Origin of the sequence: Pseudomonas citrullilanati, assembly GCF_030580855.1 — a bacterium.
Lineage (GTDB): Bacteria > Pseudomonadota > Gammaproteobacteria > Pseudomonadales > Pseudomonadaceae > Aquipseudomonas > Aquipseudomonas citrulli.
In genome coordinates this window covers 68,114-92,274 of sequence record NZ_JAUQOP010000016.1, presented here as the reverse complement: position 1 = coordinate 92,274, position 24,161 = coordinate 68,114, and the positions used below count along the sequence as shown (strand labels likewise).

The window sequence follows — 24,161 nt, the reverse complement described above, 5'->3', positions numbered from 1 at the left end:
GACGGCAACAAAGCCTGGCGTCGCCCACCGTGACGCCGTTGGATGGATCAGGCCGGTCTCCGGGCTCATGAGCGGCGTGGTGCCGGGCTGCGCGCCTTCCCATGTCGATGACACAGTGGCGTGGTGGCAGCCTTGACTCATTTACCGTTGCGGGGGCAGCGCCGGGTTCGTGTGCACTCACCGGCTTCCCTGTTTCACTTTGTCGGCCACGGCCACAAAGCACCTGAAACAAGCGGCGAAGGTTAGAGGGTTGGGGGTGGAGCGTCAATTAAAGCCGGTTCACCGGTCATTGGCCCGGATCAATAAAGTGACGCCAATCTTGTGTCAGGCTGCGGCAAGTGATATCAAATGGACATTACCCCGATATCACAAGAATAAGAGGGCAAAAAGCATGCAAGGCATGATCATCAGCAATCCCAAGCTGGAATTCCTGCGCCCGATGCTGGAGCGCTGGTTCGACTGCATCGATCGCTACAACGCCCTGCGCGGCGATAACGACACACCTTACTGGCACGATGAAAAGGCCAACCTCGGATTGCTGTCGGCCGCGGCGTGGATGGCCGAGATGGTCACGCTGCAACACACCCCCACCCGCAAGCAGAATGAAGAAGGCGAACGCAACGTCTGCGCCGACCTGTTCATTGCCAGCAGCGATGAACGCGCCTTCATCCAGGCCACCCAGCGCTGGCCCAGGGTCAGCCAGCTGAACCTGACCCAGCCGCTGGCGGAGGCCACCAGCGATGCCAAGCGCATCAGCTATGCCAGCGACTTGAAGCTCGGCTGCCTGTTCGTGGCGCCGCAAAAGGCCCAGCAGAGCGCCACGCCGGAAGAATTGCAGGACATGCTCGACGACCTGCAAAAGGAAAACACCTGCGCCGTGGCCTGGTATTTCCCCTACGCCTATCGCAAGTTGCGCAATGAGAGCGGCCATTACCACCCCGGCATTGCCGTGCTGTTCAAGCAGGCCCACGGCTGATCGGTTGAACCATACGGGCATCCACGCTTCTCTATGAATAACCACGTGCATTCATAGGGAAGCCCGCATGCTCAAGCCACCTCATTTGTTGATCCTCGCCCTTGCCGTCGGGCTCGCCGCTTGCGGCGAGTCTTCCACCTTGCAAGTGTCCGACGGTACCGGCCCGGCGCCGAAACTGCCCGAGCCGAACAAGACCCTGATCCCCACCGTGAACATCGCCGAAGCCATCGGTTGGCCGGAAGGCGCCAAGCCGACCGCGGCCCCGGGCCTGCAGGTGGGCGCCTTCGCCGAGGGGCTGGACCACCCGCGCTGGCTCTACGTGCTGCCCAATGGCGACGTGCTGGTGGCTGAAACCAACGCCCCGCCCAAGCCGGACGATGCCAAGGGCGTGCGTGGCTGGGTGATGAAAAAGGTCATGGGCCGCGCCGGCGCCGGGGTGCCGAGCCCCAATCGCATCACCTTGCTGCGAGATGCCAACCATGACGGCGTCGCCGAAACCCGTAGCGTCTTCCTGGAAAACCTCAACTCGCCGTTCGGCATGACCCTGGTGGGCAATGACCTCTACGTGGCCGACACCGACCGGCTGATCCGCTTCCCGTACAAGGAGGGCGACACGAAAATCACCGCACAGCCGACCAAGGTCGTCGATCTGCCCGGCGGGACCATCAACCATCACTGGACCAAGAATGTCATCGCCAGCCGCGATGGCAGCAAGCTGTACGTCACCACCGGTTCGAACAGCAACGTCGCCGAAAACGGCATGGAGGCGGAAGAAGGCCGGGCAGCGATCTGGGAAGTCGATCGGGCCAGCGGCAGCCACCGTATTTTCGCCTCGGGCCTGCGCAACCCCAACGGCCTGGCCTGGGAGCCCGGCAGCGGCGCACTGTGGACGGCGGTGAACGAGCGGGATGAGATCGGCAGCGACCTGGTGCCGGACTACATCACCTCGGTCAAGGACGGCGCATTCTATGGCTGGCCCTACAGCTACTACGGGCAGAACGTCGACACCCGCGTCGAACCGCAGAACCCGGCGCTGGTGGCCAAGGCTATCGCCCCGGACTACGCCGTCGGCCCGCACACCGCCTCATTGGGCCTGACCTTCGCCGAGGGCAGCCGCTTGCCAGCCCCCTTCACCGAGGGCGCCTTCATCGGCCAGCACGGTTCCTGGAACCGCAAGCCCCACAGTGGCTACAAAGTGATTTTCGTACCGTTCAGCGGCGGCAAGCCGACAGGGCAACCCGTGGATGTACTGACCGGGTTCCTCAACGGTGACGAAAAGGCCCAGGGCCGGCCAGTGGGCGTGGTGATCGATAAACAGGGCGGGCTGTTGGTGGCCGATGACGTGGGGAACAAGATCTGGCGGGTGTCGGCTAAATAATACCTAGACACCTTAGTGGCGAGGGAAATCTGTGGGAGCAACGCTTGCCCGCGATGAAGGCGATGCGGTCTTTCAGGGATCGAGGCGCCTGTTTCGCGAGCAAGCTTTGCTCCCACAATCAGCGCAGCACCTCAGGGATTGCGCGCCAGGTGCTCCGGCTGCAATACCCGCTTGGCACCCAGGTAGGCTTTCTGCCAATAAGCCTTGGACAGGCTGTCGAGCTTGACCGTGCCACCCGTGGCCGGTGCGTGCACGAAGCGCCCCTCCCCCACGTAGATCCCCGCATGGCTGACCTGGGATCCACCATTGGTGGCGAAGAACACCAGGTCGCCGGTCTGCAATGCTTCCTTGCCGACATCCGGCGCGCGCATGCCGATCATTTCGCGCGTGGAACGCGGCAGGGAAATACCGGCGGCGTCGCGGTAGACGTAACCGATCAGGCCACTGCAATCAAACCCCGAATCCGGTGTATTGCCACCCCATCGATACGGCGTCCCCACCAGGCCCAGCGCCCGGAAAAGCACATCTTCAGCGGCGGGAGAAAAGGTCTGGGAAGGCGCGAAGACCACCGGCGCCCGCACTGGGGCAGGCGGCGGGGTACGGCTGGCGCAAGCACTGAGCAGCGCAGCGAGACACACGAGAGCAAGGCGGGCCGACGTCGACATATGCAGAACAATCCTGATCTGGATGCGGCTTTTCTGCCGTGAACATGAAAACAAATCCGCCTGCGGGATACGCAGGCGGATTGCCATCAATCAATGATCTAGGATTCTAGCGGCTATAGGGCAAACTTCAAGTAAGACTTTAAGTTTGCCCTACAAACTGTGCGCTTACTTGCGAGCGGTGACCACGGTCGGTGCCATCGCGAGGGCACGCTTGGCCTCGATGAAGGTCTTGCTCCAGTAGCTGTCGCCCAGGCTGTCGATTCGCACGCCACCGCTGCGGCGGCTGCTGGAATGGATGAACTGGTTGTCGCCCAGGTAGATACCGGCATGGCTGACGCGACCGCGACGGCCGCTGGTGCTGAAGAACAGCAGGTCACCGGGCTCCAGTTGATTGCGCGCAACCAGCGGGGCGTTCACGTTGATCATTTCGCGCGTCGAACGTGGCAGGCTCATGCCGGCCTCTTCGCGGAACAGGTAGCCAATGAAACCGCTGCAATCGAAGCCGGCTTCGGAGGTGCCGCCAAAGCGGTAGCGGGTGCCGATCAACGACATGCCACGTTCCAGGATACTGTCAGCCAGCACCGGAAGCTGGTAGGGCTTGTTGCCGGCGAACGCTGCCAGCTCTTTGTCGTTGGCCATTTCTTCCTGGAAGGAAACCGGGGAAGACTGGGCGGTAACGGTGTTCTGGACCTGTGGTTGTTGTACTTGCTGGGACACTGGGGAGTGCGCAGCGCAACCGAACAACAGGGTAACGAGTGCGAGAGGCACGAGGGGTGCGAAGCGATTTAGCATGGGCACGACCGTGGCTGTAGTAGTAAAGATGGCGAGACTATGCCCTCTATCAACCTCATTTGCAAATTCAATCGATGAAAATGTGACTTCCCGGTTTTGCGTTTACATCTAAGCGCTTAAGCCCATTTTGAATGTCACGTGGCCTGCAGCCCAGCAGGACCGCGGGTTTCGCCGTGTGCAGAAGAGGCCAGGAGCCACTACAGACAACGGTTCTACCAGCCCAAGGTTTCTTTCAAAAAAGGAATAGTCAGCTTGCGCTGGGCCTGGAGGGAGGCCTGGTCGAGGCGTTCGAGCAATTCGAACAGCGCGCTCATGCTGCGGGTGCCGCGGGTGAGGATGAAATGGCCTACTTCGTCGGTCAGGTGAAGGCCACGGCGGGACGCGCGCAGTTGCAAGGCACGGAGCTTGTCTTCGTCCGACAGGGCTCGCATCTGGAAAATCAGCGCCAGGGTGAGGCGGGACTTGAGGTCCGCCAGTTTCACCGGCAGCTCCCGTGGCGACGTCGAGGCGGCGATCAGTAAGCGCCGACCGCTGTCGCGCAACCGATTGAACAGATGGAACAGCGCTTCTTCCCAGTCGGCCTTGCCGGCGACGGCCTGGAGGTCGTCCAGGCAGACCAGCTCATACTGTTCGAGGTTGTCGAGGATTTCCACCCCGCGATCCAGCAACTCGGCCAGCGGCAGGTACACCGCCGGCTCCCCCAACTGCTCGAACCGCAGGCAAGCGGCCTGCAACAGGTGCGTCCGCCCTACCCCGTCCTTGCCCCACAGATAGATCAGACTTTCGGTCCAGCCGGCGTCGGCTTCGCAAAGCCGCTCGACATAGCCGAGTGCAGCGGCATTGGCGCCTGGGTAGTAGTTGATAAAGGTGGCGTCATCACGCAGACGCACACCTAGGGGCAGCTGAATCGGTTTCATGCTGACTGAACGGCTGCGGGGAACCGTTAGTGGCCTCTGTGTAAAGTTGGCAAAGTTTATACCCGTGGCGCAGGCCGCACAATGCGCCGGACCACGAGCAAAATCAACGGTTTGCAGCGGCAACACCCGGGAGCGACGGTTTTCCCGTCATGGCCCCTACAGCTCGGGGTCTTCGGCGCCGCTGTAGATATCCGAATCCTTGTACAGGTCGTGCATGTGTCGCACCAGCACCATGATCACCGCCGCCACCGGCAGCGCCAGCAGGATTCCGGTGAAGCCGAACAACTCGCCACCCGCCAGGATCGCGAAGATCACCGCCACCGGGTGCAGGCCGATCCGGTCGCCGACCAGCAACGGCGTCAGCACCATGCCTTCCAGCGCCTGGCCCACCATGAACACCGCGACGATGCCCACCATCGGGTACAGGTCGCCGCCGAACTGGAACAACCCGGCGATCAACGCCGCGCCGATACCGATCACGAACCCCATGTACGGCACGATGGCCGCCAGCCCGGCGATCATGCCGATCAACAGGCCCAGTTCCAGCCCTACCAGCATCAGCCCGGCCGCGTAGATGAAGCCCAGGGCGACCATCACCAGCAGTTGCCCCCGCACGAACGCCCCGAGCACCTCGTGGCATTCACCGGTCAAGGCCATGATGTGCGCCTCGCGATGGCGGGGCAGCAGGCTGCGGATCTTCGCCATCATCAGGTCCCAGTCGCGCAGCAGATAGAAAGCCACCACCGGGATCAGCACCAGGTTCGCCAGCCAGCCGATCAGCGCCAGGCTCGAAGCCGTGGCCTGGCTCAACACCACGCCGACGATGTCGGTGGTCTGGCCCATGTGCTCGCTGATGGCCGCCTTGACCTTGTCGAACTTCCAGAAACCGTCCGCCAGCCCCAGCTTCGACTGCACCCACGGCACCGCGCTGTGCTGCAGCCAGTCGAGCATCTGCGGCGCCAGTTCGTACAAGCGCACCAACTGCTTGGCGAGCATGGGGATCAACACCAGCAACAAGGCACTGACGATCAGGGTGAACAGCGCAAACACCGCCACCACGCCCCAAGTCCGCGACAGGCCGAATTTTTCCAGGCGATCCACCACCGGGTCGAACAGGTAGGCCAGCAGCAACGCAACCAGGAACGGCGTCAGGATCGGATGCAACAGATAGATGAACGCAAACAGCAGGGCGACCCCACCCAACCAGAACCAACGCCGCGTATCGCCCATGAAGCACTCCTAGCTATATAAGGAAAGAAAACCTACCAGCGGAAACGCAGGTTGGCGGTCGGCGCCGGCGCGGGTGTCGCCACCGGGGCTGCGCCATCCACGGCAGCTGGCACCTGCGGCGCGGGCGCAGCGGCTTCACCGGCCGGGATTTCCTGCAGTTTCGCCAGGGCCAATTGGGCCTTCAACTGGTCGGCACTGCCATTGACCCGGTAGAGCACCCGGTCACCCTCGACCCGTTGCAGCTGCCCGCCAAACGGTTCGAGCAAGCGCCCCAGGGCCGCGTAACGCTCCAAGTTCATGCCCTGCACTTCCAGCCACTGCTCGCTGGCCAGGCCCGGCTTGGCGACGAAACGCGGCGCCAGGCGTTGGCTCACCGCCAGCATGACCGCGTCGGCCAGGGCCGCCGGATCGGCGCCCTGGGCGCTGCCCTGCTCGCGCTGGTCGCCCAGCCACAAACGCCAGGTACCGTGCCATTGCCCGCCTTCTTCCTTGGCATGGACCGCCAGCAATGCATCCGCCGCGTAACGCTCGGAGGCCGCGTGCAACGGCGCAGGGTCGGTGCCTTCCAGGTTCGGCGCGGTGGCGACGATCTGCTCGCTCAGGTCCGCCAGTGGCAGGTGCAGGGCCAGGCCGCGATGCTGCGCGGCACGACGCAATGGCGCGGCGCTGGCCTGGCCATCGCCCACCAGGCTGGAGCCCTCCGTCGAATCGTTCAGCCACCAGCCCAGGATTGACGGCCGGTTCGCGCTCCACAGCGACAACCCCGCCGAGCGCAGCGCCCGGTCGGTGCTCGCCGGGTCGAAGTCGACCTTCAGGCTTTCCGGCGGACCGGCGTCGTAGCCGTATTGCAGGATGATCTGCTGCGGGTCCTTGCGGATCGCCGCCAGACCGGGACTCTGCGCGGCCTTGGCGTCGCCGGTCAGGCGCAGCACCAGGGTATCCAGGGCACGCAGCGTCGCCTGGTTGCGCTCCTCCGGTGTCTGGTTGCCCACCGGTTCGAACACTTGGTAGAGGCCGTTGACGGTTTCGGCATGGCTCGCCAGGCTGATCAGCGACAGGCAACCCACGGACAAGAATTTGAACAAACGCATGGAAGATTCCCGGGCATAACGGCTGGAACAGGCCGTGTGGAGAAGATTGAGCATGGCTGTGACCACGGCATCGGGCAAAACATTCACAGGCCCGATGGAAGTTTCGCACTGTCATCACCATAGCCGGTTACCGCTACACCTTATACAGCCGCGCCGCACAGTACCAATATAAGAAATATCGGTTTTTTTCCGCGGATATGTCCCTGCCCGTCGGCGCGAGGATGGCCGCTGCCCCTCAAGCCTGATAAAATCGCGCGCCTTCGCAGACCGGCAACAGTCGGGCATCCGGAATAATCCGTACAACGGTTATTCAATGGCCCCGGCAGTCGGTCGTTACCCAGAAATCCCCCCTAAAGGCCTGGATCATGAGCAAGCAACCCTCCCTGAGCTACAAGGACGCCGGTGTAGACATCGACGCCGGTGAAGCATTGGTCGAACGCATCAAGAGCGTCGCCAAGCGCACTGCGCGCCCGGAAGTCATGGGCGGCCTGGGCGGTTTCGGCGCCCTCTGCGAGATCCCGGCCGGCTACAAGCAACCCGTGCTGGTCTCCGGCACCGACGGCGTCGGCACCAAGCTGCGCCTGGCCTTGAACCTGAACAAGCACGACAGCATCGGCATCGACCTGGTCGCCATGTGCGTGAACGACCTGGTGGTCTGCGGCGCCGAGCCACTGTTCTTCCTCGACTACTACGCCACCGGCAAGCTGAACGTCGACACCGCCGCCCAGGTCGTGACCGGCATCGGTGCCGGCTGCGAACTGTCCGGCTGTTCCCTGGTCGGCGGCGAAACCGCTGAAATGCCCGGCATGTACGAAGGCGAAGACTACGACCTGGCCGGCTTCTGCGTTGGCGTGGTCGAGAAAGCCGAGATCATCGACGGCTCGAAAGTCGCCGCCGGCGATGCCCTGCTCGCCCTGCCATCCTCCGGCCCGCACTCCAACGGCTACTCGCTGATCCGCAAGATCATCGAAGTCTCGGGTGCCGACATCGAGAACACCCAGCTCGACGGCAAGCCGCTGACCGACCTGCTGATGGCCCCGACCCGGATCTACGTCAAGCCGCTGCTCAAGCTGATCAAGGACACCGGCGCCGTCAAGGCCATGGCCCACATCACCGGTGGCGGCCTGCTGGACAACATCCCGCGCGTGCTGCCAAAAGGCGCCCAGGCGGTGGTCGACGTGGCGAGCTGGAACCGCCCGGCGGTGTTCGACTGGCTGCAGGAAAAAGGCAACGTCGACGAAACCGAGATGCACCGGGTGCTGAACTGCGGCGTGGGCATGGTCATCTGCGTGGCCCAGGAACACGTCGAGACCGCCCTGAACGTGTTGCGTGAAGCTGGCGAACAACCTTGGGTGATCGGCCAGATCGCCACCGCCGCCGAAGGCGCTGCCCAGGTCGAGCTGCAAAACCTCAAGGCGCACTGATGCACCGACGGATGCCTGCAACCTGTAACGTCGTGGTGCTGCTGTCCGGCACCGGCAGTAACCTGCAGGCCCTGATCGACAGCACGCGGACCGGCGACAGCCCGGTCCGTATCCGCGCGGTGATTTCCAACCGCGCCGATGCCTACGGCCTGCAACGCGCCCGGGACGCGGGCATCGACACCCGCGTCCTCGACCACAAGGCCTTCGAAGGCCGCGAAGCCTTCGACGCCGCGCTGATCGAACAGATCGACACCTTCAATCCGCAACTGGTGGTGCTGGCCGGCTTCATGCGCATCCTCAGCGCCGGCTTCGTGCGTCACTACCAGGGCCGCCTGTTCAATATCCATCCCTCGCTGCTGCCCAAATACAAAGGGTTACACACTCACCAGCGTGCGCTGGAGGCCGGAGACACGGAGCACGGCTGCTCCGTGCACTTTGTCACCGAGGAACTCGATGGCGGACCACTGGTCGTACAGGCAGTAATACCGGTAGAGTTGCACGACACGCCGCAAAGCCTGGCGGAACGGGTTCACGCCCGTGAGCACCAGATCTACCCGATGGCCGTGCGTTGGTTTGCCGAAGGACGGCTTACCCTCGACGATCGTGGAGCCTCCCTGGACGGCCAGTTGCTCGCCGCCAGCGGCCATTTGATTCGACACTAGGAGATTTTATGCGTCGCGCCCTGCTCTTCGCTTGCGCCCTGCTTGCCCTGCCCCTGGCACAGGCTTCGGACCTTCAACCGTTCTCCGCCAGCTACACCGCCGACTGGAAACAGCTGCCCATGAGCGGCACCGCCGAGCGCAGCCTGACCAAGGAAGCCAACGGCACCTGGAAGCTGAGTTTCAAGGCTTCGATGATGATCGCCAGCCTGACCGAAGAAAGTACCCTGACGCTGGACAAGGACACCCTGCTGCCGCAGTCCTACCACTTCGAACGCGGCGGCCTGGGCAAGGCCAAGAAGGCCGACCTGGACTTCGACTGGAACACCAAGATGGTCACCGGCACCGATCGCGGCGACGCGGTCAAGCTGCCGCTCAACCGTGGCATGGTGGACAAGTCCACCTACCAACTGGCCCTGCAGCACGATGTCGCCGCCGGCAAGAAAAGCATGAGCTACCAGGTCGTGGACGACGGCGAAGTCGATACCTATGACTTCCGCGTGCTGGGCGCCGAGAAGGTCGACACCAAGGCCGGCCAGATCGACGCGATCAAGGTCGAGCGCGTGCGCGACCCGACGCAGAGCAAGCGCATCACCGTGCTCTGGTTCGCCAAGGACTGGGACTACCTGCTGGTACGCCTGCAACAGGTCGAGACCGACGGCAAGGAGTACAACATCATGCTCCAGGACGGTACGGTCAATGGCAAGGCTGTGAAAGGCAGCTGAGCCAAGTTGATAAAAAGAAGCCCCGCAGATGCGGGGCTTTTTATTGCCTGGATTTCATGATCACCCAATACCCCTGTGGGAGCGGGCTTGCTCGCGAAAGCAGTGTGTCAAACAACATTGATATCGACTGACACTGCGCCTTCGCGAGCAAGCCCGCTCCCACAGGGGTTGCGCTTTCACTTAGGCTTGTCGCTGCAATATGAAAACTTCTTCATGAAAACCGTCTGCGACCAAACGCCGCGCCCTGCCTGGCCTCCAGGATTCTTGCGATTTTCATGAAAACTTCTTAACGCTTCCAGACGTTTACTTAGCAGGCTATCCAAATCTATAACAAAGCCCTGCACACGCCTTGCTGCAGATAACAGAGATTGGAGCTTGCAAGATGACTGTGAAAGTAAATGAACGCGACGATGCCCACATGTCCCATGAAGCCATTGCGGCGGGTATCCGGATCTGGGATGTGCGGCAACAGGATCTGCTGGTGGGGATGTTCCACTCGGAGACCGATGCCCAGAACTACAAGGCTGAGCTGGAGCGCGAGGAAAGGCAGCGCTCGCATGAAAACGCAAACTCTTGAGCACTAAAAGAACCTGTGGGAGCGAGCTCGCTCGCGATAGCGGCGCATCAGTCAACATCTCTGTCACCGATAGACCGCCATCGCGAGCAAGCTCGCTCCCACAGGTTTTGTGCTTCAGCTCAATAGCATTGAGCCCGGCTTACCACATCAAGTCATCAGGAATCTGATACGCCGCGTACGGATCATCCGCATCCACTTCTTCGGTCTGGGTGTTGAGCTGGACGATGCGCTTGGGGTCACGTTCCTGGATCTTCAGGGCCGCTTCGCGCGGGATCACTTCATAGCCGCCGGCATGATGGACGATCGCCAGGGAGCCGCTGCTCAGCTTGTTGCGCATCAGGGTGTTGACCGAAATACGCTTGACCTTCTTGTCGTCGACGAAATTGTAGTAGTCCTCGGTGGTCAGCTTCGGCAGGCGCGAGACTTCGATCAATTGCTTGATCTGCGCGGCCCGAGCCTTCTGCTCGGCCTTTTCCTGCTGCTGGCGATTGAGCTCCTGGTCGCGCTTGACCTTCTCGGCCAACGCTTGCTGGGCGGCACGCTGCTGGGAATCATCCAGTTCGATCTGGCCCTTGTGCGCCAGGCGCTGCTGCTTCTGCTTCTCTTTGCCGACCTGCTTGGCCTGCTTTTGGTTGACCAGCCCTGCTTTGAGCAACTGGTCGCGAAGGGAAAGGCTCATGGTGCTTACTCACTTAGGCAACGGCCTCAGCCACAGCTGGGCAAATTCTTTTCCTGACGTTTGGCTTCGCCCCACAAGGCGTCCAACTCTTCGAGGGTGCAATCTTCCATGGGTCGATGGGTGTCGCGCAATGCCTGTTCGATAAATCGGAAGCGTCGTTCGAACTTGGCGTTGGCGCCGCGCAAGGCGTTTTCCGGATCGACCTTGAGGTGGCGAGCCAGGTTGACGACGGAGAACAGCAGGTCGCCGATTTCGTCCGTCACTGCCACTTGGTCGTTTTCCGACATCGCCTCCAGCACTTCATCCAGCTCTTCGCGAACCTTGTCGAGGACCGGCAAGGCGTCCGGCCAGTCGAAGCCGACCTGGCCCGCGCGCTTTTGCAGCTTCGCCGAGCGGGACAACGCCGGCAGTGCCGCCGGCACATCATCGAGCAACGACAACTGCTCGGGTGCCGAGGCCTTCTCGGCGCGCTCCTGTGCCTTGATTTCCTCCCACCGCTGCTTGACCTGTTCCTCGCTCAAGCGCGGCGTGTCGGGGGGCGCGTACAGGTCACCGCTGGGGAACACATGGGGATGGCGGCGGATCAGCTTGCGGGTGATGCCGTCGACCACGCCGGCGAATTCGAAGCGGTTCTCTTCCCGGGCCAGCTGGCTGTAATACACCACCTGGAACAACAAGTCGCCCAACTCTCCCTGCAGATGCTCGAAGTCACCGCGCTCGATGGCGTCGGCCACTTCGTAGGCTTCTTCCAGGGTATGGGGGACGATGGTCCGGTAGGTTTGCTTGATGTCCCACGGGCACCCGTATTGCGGGTCGCGCAGGCGGTTCATCAAGTGGAGCAGGTCTTCGAGGCTATACATTTAGTCCTTCTCATCACACAAAACACTGTGGGAAATAACCCAATGAGAGTAAGCCTGTGAGAGCAAGCCTGTGGGAGCAAGCTTTGCTCCCACAGGCTTGCTCCTACATTCGGACTGCGCTTAACCCGGCGTCCGGTTACGCCGCGTCTCGATGATGTTCGGCAACTGGGAAATCCGCCCCAGCAACCGCCCCAGGGCGTCCAGCCCCGGGATCTCGATGGTCAGGGACATCAGCGCGGTGTTGTCTTCCTTGTTCGAGCGGGTGTTGACCGCCAGCACGTTGATCCGCTCGTTCAGCAACACCTGGGACACGTCCCGCAGCAGGCCGGAGCGGTCGTAGGCGCGAATGACGATGTCCACCGGGTAGGTGAGCACCGGCACCGGCCCCCAGCTGACCTGGATGATCCGCTCCGGCTCGCGACCGGCCAGTTGCAGCACCGAGGCGCAATCCTGGCGGTGGATGCTGACGCCCCGGCCCTGGGTGATGTAGCCGACGATCGCGTCTCCCGGCAATGGCTGGCAGCAACCGGCCATCTGGGTCATCAGGTTGCCGACGCCCTGGATCTGGATGTCGCCGCGCTTGCCAGGCTTGTAGCCCGTGGCCTTGCGCGGGATCAGTTCCAACTGCTCGTTGCCGCGCTCCGGCTCCACCAGTTGCTGGGCCAGGTTGACCAGTTGCGCCAGGCGCAGGTCGCCGGCCCCGAGGGCGGCGAACATGTCCTCGGCGGTTTTCATGTTGGCCTTTTCGGCCAGCTTGTCGAAATCCACCTGGGGCAGGCCCAGGCGACTGAGCTCGCGCTCGATCAGGGTCTTGCCGGCGGCAACGTTCTGATCGCGGGCCTGCAACTTGAACCAGTGGACGATTTTCGCCCGCGCCCGCGACGTGGTGATGTAGCCCAGGTTCGGGTTCAGCCAGTCGCGGCTCGGCGTGCCGTGCTTGCTGGTGATGATCTCGACCTGCTCGCCGGTCTGCAGGCTGTAGTTGAGCGGCACGATCCGCCCGTTGATCTTGGCGCCACGGCAGTTGTGGCCGATCTCGGTGTGCACCCGGTAGGCGAAATCCAGCGGCGTCGCGCCCTTGGGCAGGTCGATGGCGTGGCCGTCGGGGGTGAAGATGTAGACCCGGTCCGGCTCGATGTCCACCCGCAGCTGTTCCGCCAGGCCACCGATGTCACCCAGTTCCTCATGCCATTCGAGGACCTGGCGCAGCCAGGAGATCTTCTCTTCGTAGTGGTTGGACCCGGACTTGACGTCGGTGCCCTTGTATTTCCAGTGCGCGCAAACCCCCAGCTCGGCTTCCTCGTGCATGGCGTGGGTACGGATCTGCACTTCCAGCACCTTGCCCTCGGGGCCGATCACCGCCGTGTGCAGCGAGCGATAGCCGTTTTCCTTGGGGTTGGCGATGTAGTCGTCGAATTCCTTCGGGATGTGCCGCCACAAGGTGTGGACGATCCCCAGCGCGGTGTAGCAGTCGCGCATTTCCGGGACCAGCACGCGGACGGCGCGAACGTCGTAGATCTGGCTGAATTCCAGGCCCTTGCGCTGCATTTTGCGCCAGATCGAATAGATGTGCTTGGCCCGGCCACTGATGTCGGCTTCCACGCCCGTGGCCTGCAATTCCTCGCGCAACTGGCTCATCACGTCGTTGATGAAGCGCTCGCGGTCCAGGCGTCGCTCATGCAACAGCTTGGCGATCTGCTTGTACTGGTCCGGCTCCAGGTAGCGGAAGGACAGGTCCTCCAGCTCCCACTTGATATGGCCGATGCCGAGGCGGTGGGCAAGGGGTGCGTAGATGTCGAACACCTCGCGGGCGACGCGGTTGCGCTTTTCATCGTCCGCCGCCTTGACGGCGCGGATGGCGCACGTCCGCTCGGCCAGCTTGATCAGCGCGACACGCACGTCATCGACCATCGCCACCAGCATCTTGCGCAGGTTTTCCACCTGGCCCTGGGTGCCCAGGACCATGGAGTGGCGCGGGCTGAGGCTGGCACTGATGGCGGCCATGCGCAGCACGCCGTCGATCAGCTTGGCGACCACCGGGCCGAAGCGCTGGCTGACCACCGCGAGCTGGATCTGGCCTTCGCGTACGCCGCGGTACAGCACCGCCGCCACCAGCGAATCCTGGTCGAGCTTGAGGTCGGCCAGGATTTCGGCGATCTCCAGGCCCGTCTGGAAACTCGAGGTGCCCTCGGACCAGAGGTTCTTCGCCGCATTGTGTTGCTGCTCGGCCTCGCGAGCGAACTCGCAGGCCTCCTTCAAGGCTTCACGATCCAGCACCATGTCGATACTGACCGTGTGATCGAGCCAAGCCTCGAGATTGATACTGCCGTCGGTGTTGATCGGCTGGTGTGCTCTCACCTGTACCATCGTTGCGTACCTTCCCTACGACGCAGATTCAATGCGTCAACATCGCTGACCTTCAGTGTCCGTGTGTCCGCCCAGGACCGTGGCGGGTTGGCACGAACGGGTCAGTCGGACAAGCCATCCTGGCTCGCTTCAAATAACGCCATGGCCTCGACATGCGCCGTCTGAGGAAACATATCGAGAATCCCGGCACGTTTTAACCGGTAGCCCTGCTTGATCAATTCGACCGTGTCCCGGGCCAAAGTTGCCGGGTTGCACGATACATACACCAACCGTTTGGCGCCCAGGGACGCCAGCGTGCGCACCACCTCGAAAGCACCGTCACGGGGTGGGTCCAAGAGTACCGCAGAAAAGCCTTCGCCGATCCACTGCGCAGTCGCCAGGGGCTGGGATAAATCGGCCTGAAAAAAGGCAGTGTTATTCAAATTGTTGCTGACGGCGTTGGCCGCCGCGCGATCCACCATGGCCTGCACGCCTTCCACGGCCACCACCTCGCGCACCGTCCTGGCCAACGGCAAGGCGAAATTGCCCAGGCCGCAGAACAGGTCCAGCACGCGTTCATCGGGTTGCGGCGCCAGCCATTGCAAGGCCTGGGCGACCATCGCCTCATTGACCCCGGCGTTCACCTGGATGAAATCCCCTGGCCGGTAGGCCAGTTCCAGCCCCCAGGTGTCCAGGCGATAACCCAGGGCCTGGCCCGGCTCGACTGGCTGCGGCTCGCCCTCGCCGTGCAACCACAACTGGGCCTGGTGAATGGCGCAGAAGTCCTTGAGGATCGTCAAGTCGGCTTCCGACAGCGGCGCCATGTGCCGCAACAGCACCGCCAGGGACGAACCGGCGAACAACTCCACATGGCCCAGGGCCTGGGGTTTGCTCAAGCGCCCGAGCATGTCCGGCAGCTGCTTCATGATCGGCTGCAGGGGCGCAACCAACACCGGACAATCGCCGATGGCGACGATGTCCTGGCTGCCGACGGCTCGCAAACCCACCTCGAGTTTCTTCGCCTTGTGGTCCCAGCGCACCGCCACGCGGGCACGGCGCCGATAAGCGAACTCCGCCCCGCTCAGCGGCGCGGCCCATTCCTCGGGTTCCACCCCGGCCACCCGCGACAATTGCTCGGCGAGCAGGCGCTGCTTCAGGACGAGTTGTTCGGCGTGGGGCAAGTGCTGGACGCTGCAACCGCCACAGCGACCGGCGTGGACACAAGGCGCCGGACGCCGCAGTTCGTTGGCCAGGAACACGCGCTCGGTTCGGGCCTCGACCACTTTGCCGTGGGCACCCAGCACCCGCGCCTCGACGTCTTCGCCGGCCAGGGCACCGATGACGAACCAGGTACGCCCGTCGACGAAGCCGATGCCGCGGCCATCGTTGGCCAGGCGCTCGATGGTCAGGCGCTGCTTTTTACCGGTGGGCACTTGCGGGGCCCGGCTTCCGCCGCTGGGCTGGAAGCGCAAGCCTCTTTCTTGCTTGGCCATCAGTTGGGCGCGTCGAAAATGCCGGTCGACAGGTAGCGGTCGCCGCGGTCGCAAATGATCGCGACGATCACCGCGTTTTCAACCTCCTTCGACAAACGCAGCATTCCCGCCACGGCACCGCCCGAAGAGACGCCGCAGAAGATGCCTTCCTCGCGCGCCAGGCGCCGGGTCACGTCCTCGGCTTCGGCCTGGGCCATGTCGATGATGCGGTCCACGCGGTCGGCCTGGTAGATCTTCGGCAGGTATTCCTCGGGCCAGCGACGGATGCCGGGGATGGCCGCGCCTTCCATCGGTTGCAGGCCGATGATCTGCACGTTGGGGTTCTGTTCCTTCAAGTAGCGCGAGTTGCCCATGATGGTGCCGGTGGTGCCCATCGAGCTGACGAAATGGGTGATGGTGCCGCCGGTCTGGCGCCAGATCTCGGGACCGGTGGTGGTGTAGTGGGCCTCGGGGTTGTCGCCGTTAGCGAACTGGTCGAGCACCTTGCCACGGCCTTCGGCCTGCATGCGCTCGGCCAGGTCCCGGGCGCCTTCCATGCCCTGCTCCTGGGTCACCAGGATCAGTTCCGCGCCGTAGGCCGTCATGGCCGCCTTGCGCTCGGCGCTGGAGTTGTCGGGCATGATCAGCACCATCTTGTAGCCCTTGATCGCCGCCGCCATGGCCAGGGCGATGCCGGTGTTGCCGGACGTCGCCTCGATCAGCGTGTCGCCCGGCCTGATGTGCCCGCGCAATTCGCCACGGGTGATCATCGACAGCGCCGGCCGGTCCTTGACCGAACCCGCCGGGTTGTTGCCTTCGAGCTTGAGCAAGAGCGTGTTGCTGGTGGCGCCGGGCAAGCGCTGCAAGCGGACCAGCGGGGTGTTGCCGACGCAATCGGCGATCGTGGGGTACTGCAAAGTCATGGCGTATTCGCAATCCGGGCTGCGGGGGCGCCTATCATACCGGCAAACCCGGCGAGGCCATATCACGCAAAGTGAGGTGGTTATGGCTTATGGGAATAAGCGAGGCGGCAGCCATCGGTTGAACACCTTCATTTGTGGCGAGGGGATTTATCCCCGCTGGGCTGCGAAGCAGTCCTATTTCCTGGGTTCATGGTGCGCCAAACAGGCTGTAGGGGGGCCGCTTCGCAGCCCAGCGGGGATAAATCCCCTCGCCACAAAGGCGCGGCGGACCTGAATTTTACGAAGATCCCCCGCCCTCAAATCGCTACACTGCGCAGGTATTGCGCGCCGGATGCGCGCACCGCTTAATCAGACCGCTGGATGCAGGAGACAAGTGTGCTCAAGAAACTGGGAATCAAAGGCCGCGTGCTGTTGCTGACCCTGTTGCCGACCAGCCTGATGGCGCTGGTCCTGGGCGGTTACTTCACCTGGATGCAGCAATCGGACCTGCACGCCCAGTTGCTGCAACGGGGCGAGATGATCGCCGAACAACTGGCGCCGCTGGTCGCCCCCGCCATGAGCCGGCAGGACACCGAACTGCTGGAGCGCATCGCCACCCAGTCGCTGGAACAGACCGACGTGCGCGCCGTGACCTTCCTCGCCCCCGACCGCACGCCGCTGGCCCACGCCGGTCCGACCATGCTCAACCGGGCGCCGGAGGGCAACAGCACGCAACTGCTGCAGCGCACCGGCAACGACGCCACGCGCTACCTGCTGCCGGTCTTCGGCAAGCACCGCAACCTGGCGGGCGAACTGATTCCCGAAGAAGCCGACCGCCTGTTGGGCTGGGTCGAGCTGGAACTGTCCCACAGCGGCATGTTGTTGCGCGGTTACCGCAGCCTTTTCGCCAGCCTGTTGCTGATCGCTGCCGGCCTGGGCCTGACCGCGCTGCTGGCCCTGCGCATGGGCCGCACGATCAACCGCCCGCTGAGCCAGATCAAGCAAGCCGTGGCCCAGCTCAAGGACGGCCACCTGGAAACCCGCCTGCCGCCCTTGGGCAGCCAGGAACTGGATGAACTGGCGTCGGGCATCAACCGCATGGCCGGCACCTTGCAGAACGCCCAGGAAGAGCTGCAACACAGCATCGACCAGGCCACCGAGGACGTGCGCCAGAACCTGGAAACCATCGAGATCCAGAACATCGAGCTGGACCTGGCGCGCAAGGAAGCCCTGGAAGCGAGCCGGATCAAATCCGAGTTCCTGGCGAACATGAGCCATGAGATCCGCACCCCGCTCAACGGCATCCTCGGCTTCACCCATCTCTTGCAGAAAAGCGAGCTGACCCCGCGCCAGCTCGACTACCTGGGCACCATCGAAAAATCCGCCGACAGCCTGCTGGGCATCATCAACGAGATCCTCGACTTCTCGAAGATCGAGGCTGGCAAGCTGGTGCTCGACAGCATCCCGTTCAACCTGCGCGACCTGTTGCAGGACACCCTGACCATCCTCGCCCCCGCCGCCCATGCCAAGCAGTTGGAACTGGTGAGCCTGGTCTACCGCGACACGCCGTTGTCGCTGGTGGGCGATCCGCTGCGCCTCAAGCAGATCCTCACCAACCTGGTGAGCAACGCCATCAAGTTCACCCGCGAAGGCACCATCGTCGCCCGGGCGATGCTCGAAGACGAACACGAAGACAGCGTGCAACTGCGCATCAGCGTCCAGGACACCGGCATCGGCCTGTCCGCCCAGGACGTGCGGGCGCTGTTCCAGGCCTTTAGCCAGGCCGACAACTCGCTGTCGCGCCAGCCGGGCGGCACCGGACTGGGGCTGGTGATTTCCAAGCGCCTGGTGGAACAGATGGGCGGCGAGATCGGCGTGGACAGCACCCCGGGCGAAGGCTCGGAGTTCTGGATCAGCCTGCGCCTGCCCAAGACCCGCGACGACGCCGAGGACCTGCCCGGTCCACCGTTGCTGGGCCGGCGCGTGGCGCTGCTGGAAAACCACGAACTGGCGCGCCAGGCGTTGCAACACCAGCTCGAGGACTGCGGCCTGCACGTCACGCCGTTCAACACCCTGGAAGGCCTGACCAACGGCGTCACCGTCGCCCATCCGACCGACCAGGCGTTTGACCTGGCCGTGCTGGGCATCACCAGCAACGACATGCCGCCGGAACGCCTCAACCAGCACATCTGGGACCTCGAACACCTGGGTTGCAAGGTGCTGGTGCTGTGCCCCACCACCGAACAGACGCTCTACCATCTCTCGGTGCCCAACCCCCACAGCCAGTTGCAGGCCAAGCCCGCCTGCACCCGCAAGTTGCGCCGCTCGCTGTCCGACCTGGTGAACCCACGGCCGACCCGCAGCGAGCCGAACGAGCCGGTCGCCAGCCGCGCGCCAAAAGTGTTGTGCGTGGATGACAACCCGGCCAACCTGCTGCTGGTGCAGACCCTGCTCGAAGACATGGGGGCCAAGGTCCTGGCGGTGGAAAGCGGCTATGCCGCGGTCAAGGCCGTGCAAAAGGAAACCTACGACCTGGTGCTGATGGACGTGCAGATGCCGGGCATGGACGGGCGCCAGAGCACCGAGGCGATCCGTCAGTGGGAAAGCGAGCGCCACTGCACGCCGCTGCCGATCGTCGCCCTCACCGCCCACGCCATGGCCAACGAAAAGCGCGCCCTGCTGCAAAGCGGCATGGACGACTACCTGACCAAGCCCATCAGCGAACGGCAACTGGCCCAGGTGGTGCTCAAATGGACCGGCCTGGCCCTGCGCAACCAGTCGCCGGAACGCCACGGCGACGCCCAGGCCGGCGGCGAACTGCTGGTGCTCGACCACGAGGAAGGCCTGCGCCTGGCCGCCGGCAAGGCCGACCTGGCCGCGGACATGCTGGCGATGCTGCTGGCGTCCCTGGAAGCCGACCGCGAAGCGATCCGCCAGGCCAGCGAAGCCAACGATCACAACGCCCTGATCGAACGGGTCCATCGCCTGCACGGTGCGACGCGCTACTGCGGCGTTCCGCAACTGCGCGCCGCCTGCCAGCGCAGCGAAACCTTGCTCAAGCAAAACGACCCCAAGGCCGCCGCTGCCCTCGAGGAACTGGAGCGCGCCATCAACCGCCTGGCGAGCGAGGCCCGTATCAGCGCCTGACCCAGGGCAATAATCGTCGGCCCAATCGCGGCTAAGCTGACGCCATCCCAGCCTCAGGAGGCCGCCATGCGCGTGATTGTTTTCAGCAGCCAGACCTACGACCGCGACAGTTTCAGCCACGCTTCGGTCCCCGCCGGCCTTGAACTGCAGTTCCAGCCGGCGCGCCTGAACCTGGACACCGTGGCCCTGGCCGAACGGCATGAAGTGGTTTGTGCCTTCATCAACGATGACCTGGGCGCACCGGTGCTGGAGCGACTGGCGAACGGCGGCACCCGGTTGATCGCCTTGCGCTCGGCCGGCTACAACCATGTCGACCTGCCCGCCGCCAAGCGCCTGGGACTGGCCATCGTCCGGGTGCCGGCCTATTCGCCCCATGCCGTGGCCGAACATGCGGTGGCGCTGATCATGGCGCTCAACCGCTGCCTGCACCGCGCCTATAACCGGACCCGTGACGGCAACTTCAGCCTGCACGGTCTCACCGGCTTCGACCTGGTGGGCAAGACCGTCGGCGTGATCGGCACCGGGCAGATCGGCGCGACGTTCGCGCGGATCATGGCCGGCTTCGGTTGCCGGTTGCTGGCGCATGACCCCTACCCCAACCCCCAGCTCGAAGCCCTGGGGGCACGCTACCTGCCGCTGCCCGCGCTGCTGGAGCAGGCGCAGATCATCAGCCTGCACTGCCCGCTCAACGCACAGAGCCACCACCTGATCAACGCCCGATCCCTGGCGACGATGCAACGCGGCGCCATGCTGATCAACACCGGGCGCGGCGGCCTGGTGGACACACCGGCGCTGATCGAAGCGCTGAAAAGCGGCCAACTGGGCTACCTGGGCCTGGACGTCTATGAGGAAGAGGCCCAACTGTTCTTCAAGGACCGCTCCGACCAGCCCCTGCAAGACGACGTCCTGGCCCGGCTGCTGACGTTTCCCAACGTGATCGTCACCGCCCACCAGGCCTTCCTGACCCATGAAGCACTGGCGGCGATCGCCACGACCACCCTGGACAACATCGCCGCCTGGGCGAACGGCACGCCGCAGAATCTGGTCGACGGCTAACCCGTTTTACCAGCCAATAAATAACCCCTGTGGGAGCGAGCTTGCTCGCGATGGCGGTGCATCAGCCGCCCTCGAGGTTGACTGACACACTGCCATCGCGAGCAAGCTCGCTCCCACAGGGGATGGAGTTTCGTCGGCCTGATCTCCAGATGCCCGCCATCGAGACCATCCCAAGCCATGCCGCGTGCTAGCATGTCGCGCCTATTTGGAGGACCCATGGCCGAACATGATTTCCGCTACACCCTGATGAACCCGCAACACACCTTGACCGAAGTCCGCGCCCTGGCGCCGGGCCGCTACCAGGTGACCGGCAATGGCGGGTCGATCCAGGCCAATGATGTATTGCTCGTGACCCTCAAGGGCAGCAAGGACTTGTCCATGCGCCTGACGGTGGACACCGTTCGGCACCTGCTCAAGCCCATGGGCCAATGGACCGCCATGACCACCGGCCCGGTGTTCGGCGAGCTGGCGATCCACACCTGGCAGGTCAATTGCGACAACTGCGCCAAGGCACTGAGTTTCGAATTCGCCGTCGATGCCAAGCTCGGCACCAAAGCCGAGAAGCCGGCCGCCCGTGCGCGCATTGCCGAGTTGGGCTGGACCACGGTCGGTGAAAAGCACCTGTGCCCGCAATGCCAGGAAGCGGCCTGATGAAACGCACGGCGCTGTCCGCGCTGATCGGCATGAGCCTGCTGGGCTGTGCCGCTGAGCCGGTGCAACTGCAACACAACCGCAGCTACATCCTGGAGTGGATCGGCGAACGCCCGTTGATGGACTACAGCCACCTGACCATCACCCTCGGCGATGACGGTCGCGCCTATGGCAACGGCGGCTGCAACCACTGGTTCGCCCCCTATACCCTGGAAGGCCACCGCTTGAGCTTCGGCAAGATCGGCAGCACCCGCAAGCTCTGCGCCCCGGCCGTGATGGAGCAGGAAGGACGGTTCTTGCAAGCGCTGGAAAAAGTCGAGCGCTGGGACATTGCGCCCAACGAGCAGATGCGCTTCTGGCCTGCCCAGGGCAAGCCGTTGCGTTGGTGGCTGGAAGAAGGCTGAGGCTATTCCTGAGCCTGGCCAAAACCCTGTGGCGAGGGGATTTATCCCCGCTGGGCTGCGTAGCAGCCCCATTGTGCTGCGTCTGACACACCGCAGTGGCAAGTAAATCTTGGGGCCGCTTCGCGGCCCAGCAGGGATAAATCCCCTCGCCACAAACGCGTGCTACTCAAGCTCACTGTACGTTATTTAACCGCCTGCAACGCCTCGAGCTTCGCCATCACCCCCGCCGCCGTCTGCTCCCCGAGCAATTGCTCGCGCACTTTGCCCCGGTTGTCGATGATGTAGGTCACCGGCAGCCCTTCGCTGCGGGGAAGGTCGAAGATCTCGGCCGGGTCGCGGGCCAATACGGTGAAGCGGATGCCCATCTTGTCGCTGGCGCTCTTGAGTTCTTCGCCCTGGACCTGGTCGAAATTGACCCCGAAGACACCGACATTGCGGCCCTTGAGCTGGTCGGCCAGGGCATTGAACTCGGGGATTTCAGTGCGGCACGGCGCGCACCACTCCGCCCAGTAGTTGAGCACCAGCCATTGCTTGTCCAGCCGTTGCGAGGCGATGGCCTGGCCGTTCTGGTCCACCCCGTAGTCGTTGCCACAGCCGCTGAGCGACAAAATGCCCATGAATGCCAGTGCCGCCGTCAGTCGCCTTGCCATGTGCCGATCCTTGTCTGAATGTGAGCCGCCGCGACCCGTTGCCTCTGTTGGGTGCTTGGGGCCTCGCGGCACAGTAGAATAGCCGCCACCTTACGCAAGATGCGACCCGCTCATGACCGATCTGACGCTTTATCACAACCCGCGCTGCTCGAAATCCCGCGGTGCGCTGGAACTGTTGGAGGCCCAAGGCCTGGCGCCCACCGTGGTCCGCTACCTGGAAACCCCACTGGACGCCGCGCAACTGGAACGCCTGCTGGGCAAGCTCGGCATCACCGCCCGGCAATTGCTGCGCACTGGCGAGGATGAATACAAGGACTTGAACCTGGCCGACGAAAGCCTGAGCCAGGCGCAGTTGATCGCCGCCATCGCCGCCCACCCGAAACTCATGGAACGGCCGATCCTGGAAACCGCTGACAAGGCCGTGATCGGTCGTCCGCCGGAGAAGATCCTGGAGATCCTGCCGTGAGCACGCCGTACATCCTGGTGTTGTATTACAGCCGCAGCGGCGCCACCAACGAGATGGCCCGGCAGATCGCCCGCGGCGTCGAGCAGGCCGGCCTGGAAGCCCGGCTGCGCACGGTGCCGGCGATTTCCACCGAGTGCGAAGCGGTGGCGCCGGACATCCCCGAACAAGGCCCGCTGTACGCCACCCTCGACGACCTGAAGCACTGCGCCGGCCTGGCCTTGGGCAGCCCGACCCGTTTCGGCAACATGGCCGCGCCGTTGAAGTATTTCCTCGACGGCACCAGCAACCTGTGGCTGACCGGTGCCCTGGTGGGCAAGCCGGCCGGGGTGTTCACCTCCACGGCCAGCCTGCATGGCGGCCAGGAAACCACCCTGCTGTCGATGATGCTGCCGTTGCTGCACCACGGCATGCTGATCACCGGCCTGCCCTACAGCGAGTCGGCGCTGATCGACACCGCAGGCGGCGGCACGCCCTACGGGCCGAGTCATCACGCCGGCAGCGACGGCAAGCGCGGCTTGAACGAACACGAGGTCGCGCTGTGCCGGGCCCTGGGTTCGCGCCTGGCGAAGACCGCGCAACTGCTGGAGAACGGCCGTGGCTAAGAAGCCGAAGATCCTGCCGCCCATCCCCTGGCTGGAACCGCGCGTGCGCATCGCCCGGGTCCTCAGCCTGCTGTGCTTTTTCGCCCTGGTGGGGTTGCTCAGCGCCTATTACCTGCTGATCGCCGACCTGCATGGCGCACGGCCGTGGGTCATCCTGCTGATCGAGCTGGTGCCGCTGCTGATCCTCGCCCCCGGCATGCTCAGCGGCAGCGCCCGCGGGCACTCGTGGATGTGCTTCGTGGTGAACCTGTATTTCATCAAGGGCGCGTTGGCGGCCTATGACCCGAACCGTCAGTGGTTCGGCGTGCTGGAAATGGTGGCGAGCCTGGCGCTGTTCTGCTCGGCCTTGCTGTATGTGCGTTGGCGGTTTCAGTTGAACCGGCGGTTAGCGGGGGAAGGCGAACCGTCCGTCGCCTGATAGGCCGCTATCGCGAGCAAGCTCGCTCCCACATTGAATTTTCGGCGTTCACAAATCCCCTGTGGGAGCGAGCT

At 63.7% G+C, this 24,161-nt stretch carries 24 protein-coding genes and 1 riboswitch; of the genes, 13 read left to right on the top strand and 11 right to left on the bottom strand.

Annotated elements, in window-relative coordinates:
- Positions 1-33 precede the first annotated feature (33 nt).
- A riboswitch (cobalamin riboswitch) is annotated at positions 34-242 on the bottom strand.
- Between the two features lie 149 nt (positions 243-391).
- Positions 392-976, top strand: a complete 585-nt coding sequence (locus tag Q6A48_RS13170) for a hypothetical protein (protein WP_304554537.1) — start codon at positions 392-394, stop codon at positions 974-976.
- Between the two features lie 67 nt (positions 977-1,043).
- Entirely contained in the window at positions 1,044-2,354 is a 1,311-nt protein-coding gene (locus Q6A48_RS13165; protein WP_304554536.1) for a PQQ-dependent sugar dehydrogenase, read from the top strand.
- Positions 2,355-2,485: 131 nt separating this feature from the next.
- Here the strand turns inward: Q6A48_RS13165 and Q6A48_RS13160 are convergent, their stop codons facing one another.
- The 5 genes from Q6A48_RS13160 to Q6A48_RS13140 all read right to left on the bottom strand — a co-directional run bounded on the left by Q6A48_RS13160 (position 2,486) and on the right by Q6A48_RS13140 (position 7,049).
- Positions 2,486-3,019, bottom strand: coding sequence for a C40 family peptidase (locus tag Q6A48_RS13160; protein ID WP_053145916.1), 534 nt, complete (start codon positions 3,017-3,019; stop codon positions 2,486-2,488).
- A gap of 165 nt (positions 3,020-3,184) precedes the next feature.
- Positions 3,185-3,811, bottom strand: coding sequence for a C40 family peptidase (locus tag Q6A48_RS13155; RefSeq protein WP_304554535.1), 627 nt, complete (start codon positions 3,809-3,811; stop codon positions 3,185-3,187).
- 212 nt (positions 3,812-4,023) lie between these two features.
- Positions 4,024-4,728 (bottom strand): DnaA regulatory inactivator Hda, encoded by a 705-nt coding sequence (gene hda, locus Q6A48_RS13150; RefSeq protein WP_042728538.1) that lies wholly within the window; start codon positions 4,726-4,728, stop codon positions 4,024-4,026.
- A 156-nt stretch (positions 4,729-4,884) separates the two neighbouring features.
- Positions 4,885-5,958 (bottom strand): AI-2E family transporter, encoded by a 1,074-nt coding sequence (locus Q6A48_RS13145; protein ID WP_304554534.1) that lies wholly within the window; start codon positions 5,956-5,958, stop codon positions 4,885-4,887.
- A 32-nt stretch (positions 5,959-5,990) separates the two neighbouring features.
- The gene (locus Q6A48_RS13140) at positions 5,991-7,049 is read right to left on the bottom strand and encodes a DUF2066 domain-containing protein (RefSeq protein ID WP_304554532.1); all 1,059 of its coding nucleotides are present in this window, start codon (positions 7,047-7,049) and stop codon (positions 5,991-5,993) included.
- A gap of 365 nt (positions 7,050-7,414) precedes the next feature.
- Here Q6A48_RS13140 and purM point away from each other — a divergent pair, with 365 nt between their 5' ends.
- From purM to Q6A48_RS13120, 4 genes are all read left to right on the top strand, one after another.
- The gene (purM, locus tag Q6A48_RS13135; protein ID WP_304554531.1) at positions 7,415-8,473 is read left to right on the top strand and encodes a phosphoribosylformylglycinamidine cyclo-ligase; all 1,059 of its coding nucleotides are present in this window, start codon (positions 7,415-7,417) and stop codon (positions 8,471-8,473) included.
- An 11-nt stretch (positions 8,474-8,484) separates the two neighbouring features.
- Positions 8,485-9,135, top strand: coding sequence for a phosphoribosylglycinamide formyltransferase (gene purN / locus Q6A48_RS13130; RefSeq protein ID WP_304554530.1), 651 nt, complete (start codon positions 8,485-8,487; stop codon positions 9,133-9,135).
- Positions 9,136-9,143: 8 nt separating this feature from the next.
- A complete protein-coding gene (locus Q6A48_RS13125; protein ID WP_215007843.1) occupies positions 9,144-9,857 on the top strand; it encodes a DUF3108 domain-containing protein in 714 nt (237 codons plus the stop codon).
- A 382-nt stretch (positions 9,858-10,239) separates the two neighbouring features.
- The gene (locus Q6A48_RS13120; RefSeq protein ID WP_304554529.1) at positions 10,240-10,434 is read left to right on the top strand and encodes a hypothetical protein; all 195 of its coding nucleotides are present in this window, start codon (positions 10,240-10,242) and stop codon (positions 10,432-10,434) included.
- 139 nt (positions 10,435-10,573) lie between these two features.
- Here the strand turns inward: Q6A48_RS13120 and Q6A48_RS13115 are convergent, their stop codons facing one another.
- The 5 genes from Q6A48_RS13115 to cysM form a co-directional block, all read right to left on the bottom strand.
- Positions 10,574-11,113: a DUF2058 domain-containing protein gene (locus tag Q6A48_RS13115; RefSeq protein ID WP_304554528.1), complete on the bottom strand. Its 540-nt coding sequence runs from the start codon at positions 11,111-11,113 to the stop codon at positions 10,574-10,576.
- A gap of 26 nt (positions 11,114-11,139) precedes the next feature.
- Positions 11,140-11,973 (bottom strand): nucleoside triphosphate pyrophosphohydrolase, encoded by an 834-nt coding sequence (mazG, locus tag Q6A48_RS13110; RefSeq protein WP_304554527.1) that lies wholly within the window; start codon positions 11,971-11,973, stop codon positions 11,140-11,142.
- A 120-nt stretch (positions 11,974-12,093) separates the two neighbouring features.
- Positions 12,094-14,340, bottom strand: coding sequence for a GTP diphosphokinase (gene relA, locus Q6A48_RS13105; protein WP_304554526.1), 2,247 nt, complete (start codon positions 14,338-14,340; stop codon positions 12,094-12,096).
- A gap of 101 nt (positions 14,341-14,441) precedes the next feature.
- The gene (gene rlmD, locus Q6A48_RS13100; RefSeq protein WP_304554525.1) at positions 14,442-15,812 is read right to left on the bottom strand and encodes a 23S rRNA (uracil(1939)-C(5))-methyltransferase RlmD; all 1,371 of its coding nucleotides are present in this window, start codon (positions 15,810-15,812) and stop codon (positions 14,442-14,444) included.
- Positions 15,812-16,714, bottom strand: coding sequence for a cysteine synthase CysM (cysM, locus tag Q6A48_RS13095; RefSeq protein WP_304554524.1), 903 nt, complete (start codon positions 16,712-16,714; stop codon positions 15,812-15,814). Before cysM ends, rlmD begins: the two co-directional genes overlap by 1 nt.
- A gap of 375 nt (positions 16,715-17,089) precedes the next feature.
- On the opposite strand from cysM, the gene Q6A48_RS13090 reads away from it, so the two are divergent.
- The 4 genes from Q6A48_RS13090 to Q6A48_RS13075 all read left to right on the top strand — a co-directional run bounded on the left by Q6A48_RS13090 (position 17,090) and on the right by Q6A48_RS13075 (position 21,951).
- The gene (locus Q6A48_RS13090; protein WP_304554523.1) at positions 17,090-19,840 is read left to right on the top strand and encodes a response regulator; all 2,751 of its coding nucleotides are present in this window, start codon (positions 17,090-17,092) and stop codon (positions 19,838-19,840) included.
- A gap of 66 nt (positions 19,841-19,906) precedes the next feature.
- Entirely contained in the window at positions 19,907-20,896 is a 990-nt protein-coding gene (locus tag Q6A48_RS13085) for a 2-hydroxyacid dehydrogenase (protein WP_304554522.1), read from the top strand.
- Between the two features lie 216 nt (positions 20,897-21,112).
- A complete protein-coding gene (locus Q6A48_RS13080) occupies positions 21,113-21,547 on the top strand; it encodes a hypothetical protein (RefSeq protein WP_304554521.1) in 435 nt (144 codons plus the stop codon).
- Entirely contained in the window at positions 21,547-21,951 is a 405-nt protein-coding gene (locus Q6A48_RS13075; protein WP_304554520.1) for an META domain-containing protein, read from the top strand. The genes Q6A48_RS13080 and Q6A48_RS13075 overlap by 1 nt, the downstream gene beginning before the upstream one ends.
- 182 nt (positions 21,952-22,133) lie before the next feature.
- Here the strand turns inward: Q6A48_RS13075 and Q6A48_RS13070 are convergent, their stop codons facing one another.
- Entirely contained in the window at positions 22,134-22,601 is a 468-nt protein-coding gene (locus Q6A48_RS13070; RefSeq protein ID WP_304554519.1) for a TlpA disulfide reductase family protein, read from the bottom strand.
- Positions 22,602-22,713: 112 nt separating this feature from the next.
- Between Q6A48_RS13070 and arsC the strand changes: the two genes are divergently transcribed.
- The 3 genes from arsC to Q6A48_RS13055 are packed head-to-tail and all read left to right on the top strand — an operon-like array spanning position 22,714 to position 24,087.
- Complete coding sequence (arsC, locus tag Q6A48_RS13065; protein WP_304554518.1) at positions 22,714-23,067, top strand: arsenate reductase (glutaredoxin); 354 nt, start codon at positions 22,714-22,716, stop codon at positions 23,065-23,067.
- The gene (gene wrbA / locus Q6A48_RS13060) at positions 23,064-23,669 is read left to right on the top strand and encodes an NAD(P)H:quinone oxidoreductase (protein WP_304554517.1); all 606 of its coding nucleotides are present in this window, start codon (positions 23,064-23,066) and stop codon (positions 23,667-23,669) included. Before arsC ends, wrbA begins: the two co-directional genes overlap by 4 nt.
- On the top strand, positions 23,662-24,087 hold the full coding sequence (locus tag Q6A48_RS13055; RefSeq protein ID WP_304554516.1) for a DUF2069 domain-containing protein: 426 nt from the start codon (positions 23,662-23,664) through the stop codon (positions 24,085-24,087). Before wrbA ends, Q6A48_RS13055 begins: the two co-directional genes overlap by 8 nt.
- Positions 24,088-24,161 lie beyond the last annotated feature (74 nt).

Coding starts and splice junctions, on each gene's coding strand:
- Q6A48_RS13170 (WP_304554537.1), top strand. CDS start 392: ATGCAAGGCATGATCATCAGCAATCCCAAGCTGGAATTCCTGCGCCCG.
- Q6A48_RS13165 (WP_304554536.1), top strand. CDS start 1,044: ATGCTCAAGCCACCTCATTTGTTGATCCTCGCCCTTGCCGTCGGGCTC.
- Q6A48_RS13160 (WP_053145916.1), bottom strand. CDS start 3,019: ATGTCGACGTCGGCCCGCCTTGCTCTCGTGTGTCTCGCTGCGCTGCTC.
- Q6A48_RS13155 (WP_304554535.1), bottom strand. CDS start 3,811: ATGCTAAATCGCTTCGCACCCCTCGTGCCTCTCGCACTCGTTACCCTG.
- hda (WP_042728538.1), bottom strand. CDS start 4,728: ATGAAACCGATTCAGCTGCCCCTAGGTGTGCGTCTGCGTGATGACGCC.
- Q6A48_RS13145 (WP_304554534.1), bottom strand. CDS start 5,958: ATGGGCGATACGCGGCGTTGGTTCTGGTTGGGTGGGGTCGCCCTGCTG.
- Q6A48_RS13140 (WP_304554532.1), bottom strand. CDS start 7,049: ATGCGTTTGTTCAAATTCTTGTCCGTGGGTTGCCTGTCGCTGATCAGC.
- purM (WP_304554531.1), top strand. CDS start 7,415: ATGAGCAAGCAACCCTCCCTGAGCTACAAGGACGCCGGTGTAGACATC.
- purN (WP_304554530.1), top strand. CDS start 8,485: ATGCCTGCAACCTGTAACGTCGTGGTGCTGCTGTCCGGCACCGGCAGT.
- Q6A48_RS13125 (WP_215007843.1), top strand. CDS start 9,144: ATGCGTCGCGCCCTGCTCTTCGCTTGCGCCCTGCTTGCCCTGCCCCTG.
- Q6A48_RS13120 (WP_304554529.1), top strand. CDS start 10,240: ATGACTGTGAAAGTAAATGAACGCGACGATGCCCACATGTCCCATGAA.
- Q6A48_RS13115 (WP_304554528.1), bottom strand. CDS start 11,113: ATGAGCCTTTCCCTTCGCGACCAGTTGCTCAAAGCAGGGCTGGTCAAC.
- mazG (WP_304554527.1), bottom strand. CDS start 11,973: ATGTATAGCCTCGAAGACCTGCTCCACTTGATGAACCGCCTGCGCGAC.
- relA (WP_304554526.1), bottom strand. CDS start 14,340: ATGGTACAGGTGAGAGCACACCAGCCGATCAACACCGACGGCAGTATC.
- rlmD (WP_304554525.1), bottom strand. CDS start 15,812: ATGGCCAAGCAAGAAAGAGGCTTGCGCTTCCAGCCCAGCGGCGGAAGC.
- cysM (WP_304554524.1), bottom strand. CDS start 16,714: ATGACTTTGCAGTACCCCACGATCGCCGATTGCGTCGGCAACACCCCG.
- Q6A48_RS13085 (WP_304554522.1), top strand. CDS start 19,907: ATGCGCGTGATTGTTTTCAGCAGCCAGACCTACGACCGCGACAGTTTC.
- Q6A48_RS13080 (WP_304554521.1), top strand. CDS start 21,113: ATGGCCGAACATGATTTCCGCTACACCCTGATGAACCCGCAACACACC.
- Q6A48_RS13075 (WP_304554520.1), top strand. CDS start 21,547: ATGAAACGCACGGCGCTGTCCGCGCTGATCGGCATGAGCCTGCTGGGC.
- Q6A48_RS13070 (WP_304554519.1), bottom strand. CDS start 22,601: ATGGCAAGGCGACTGACGGCGGCACTGGCATTCATGGGCATTTTGTCG.
- arsC (WP_304554518.1), top strand. CDS start 22,714: ATGACCGATCTGACGCTTTATCACAACCCGCGCTGCTCGAAATCCCGC.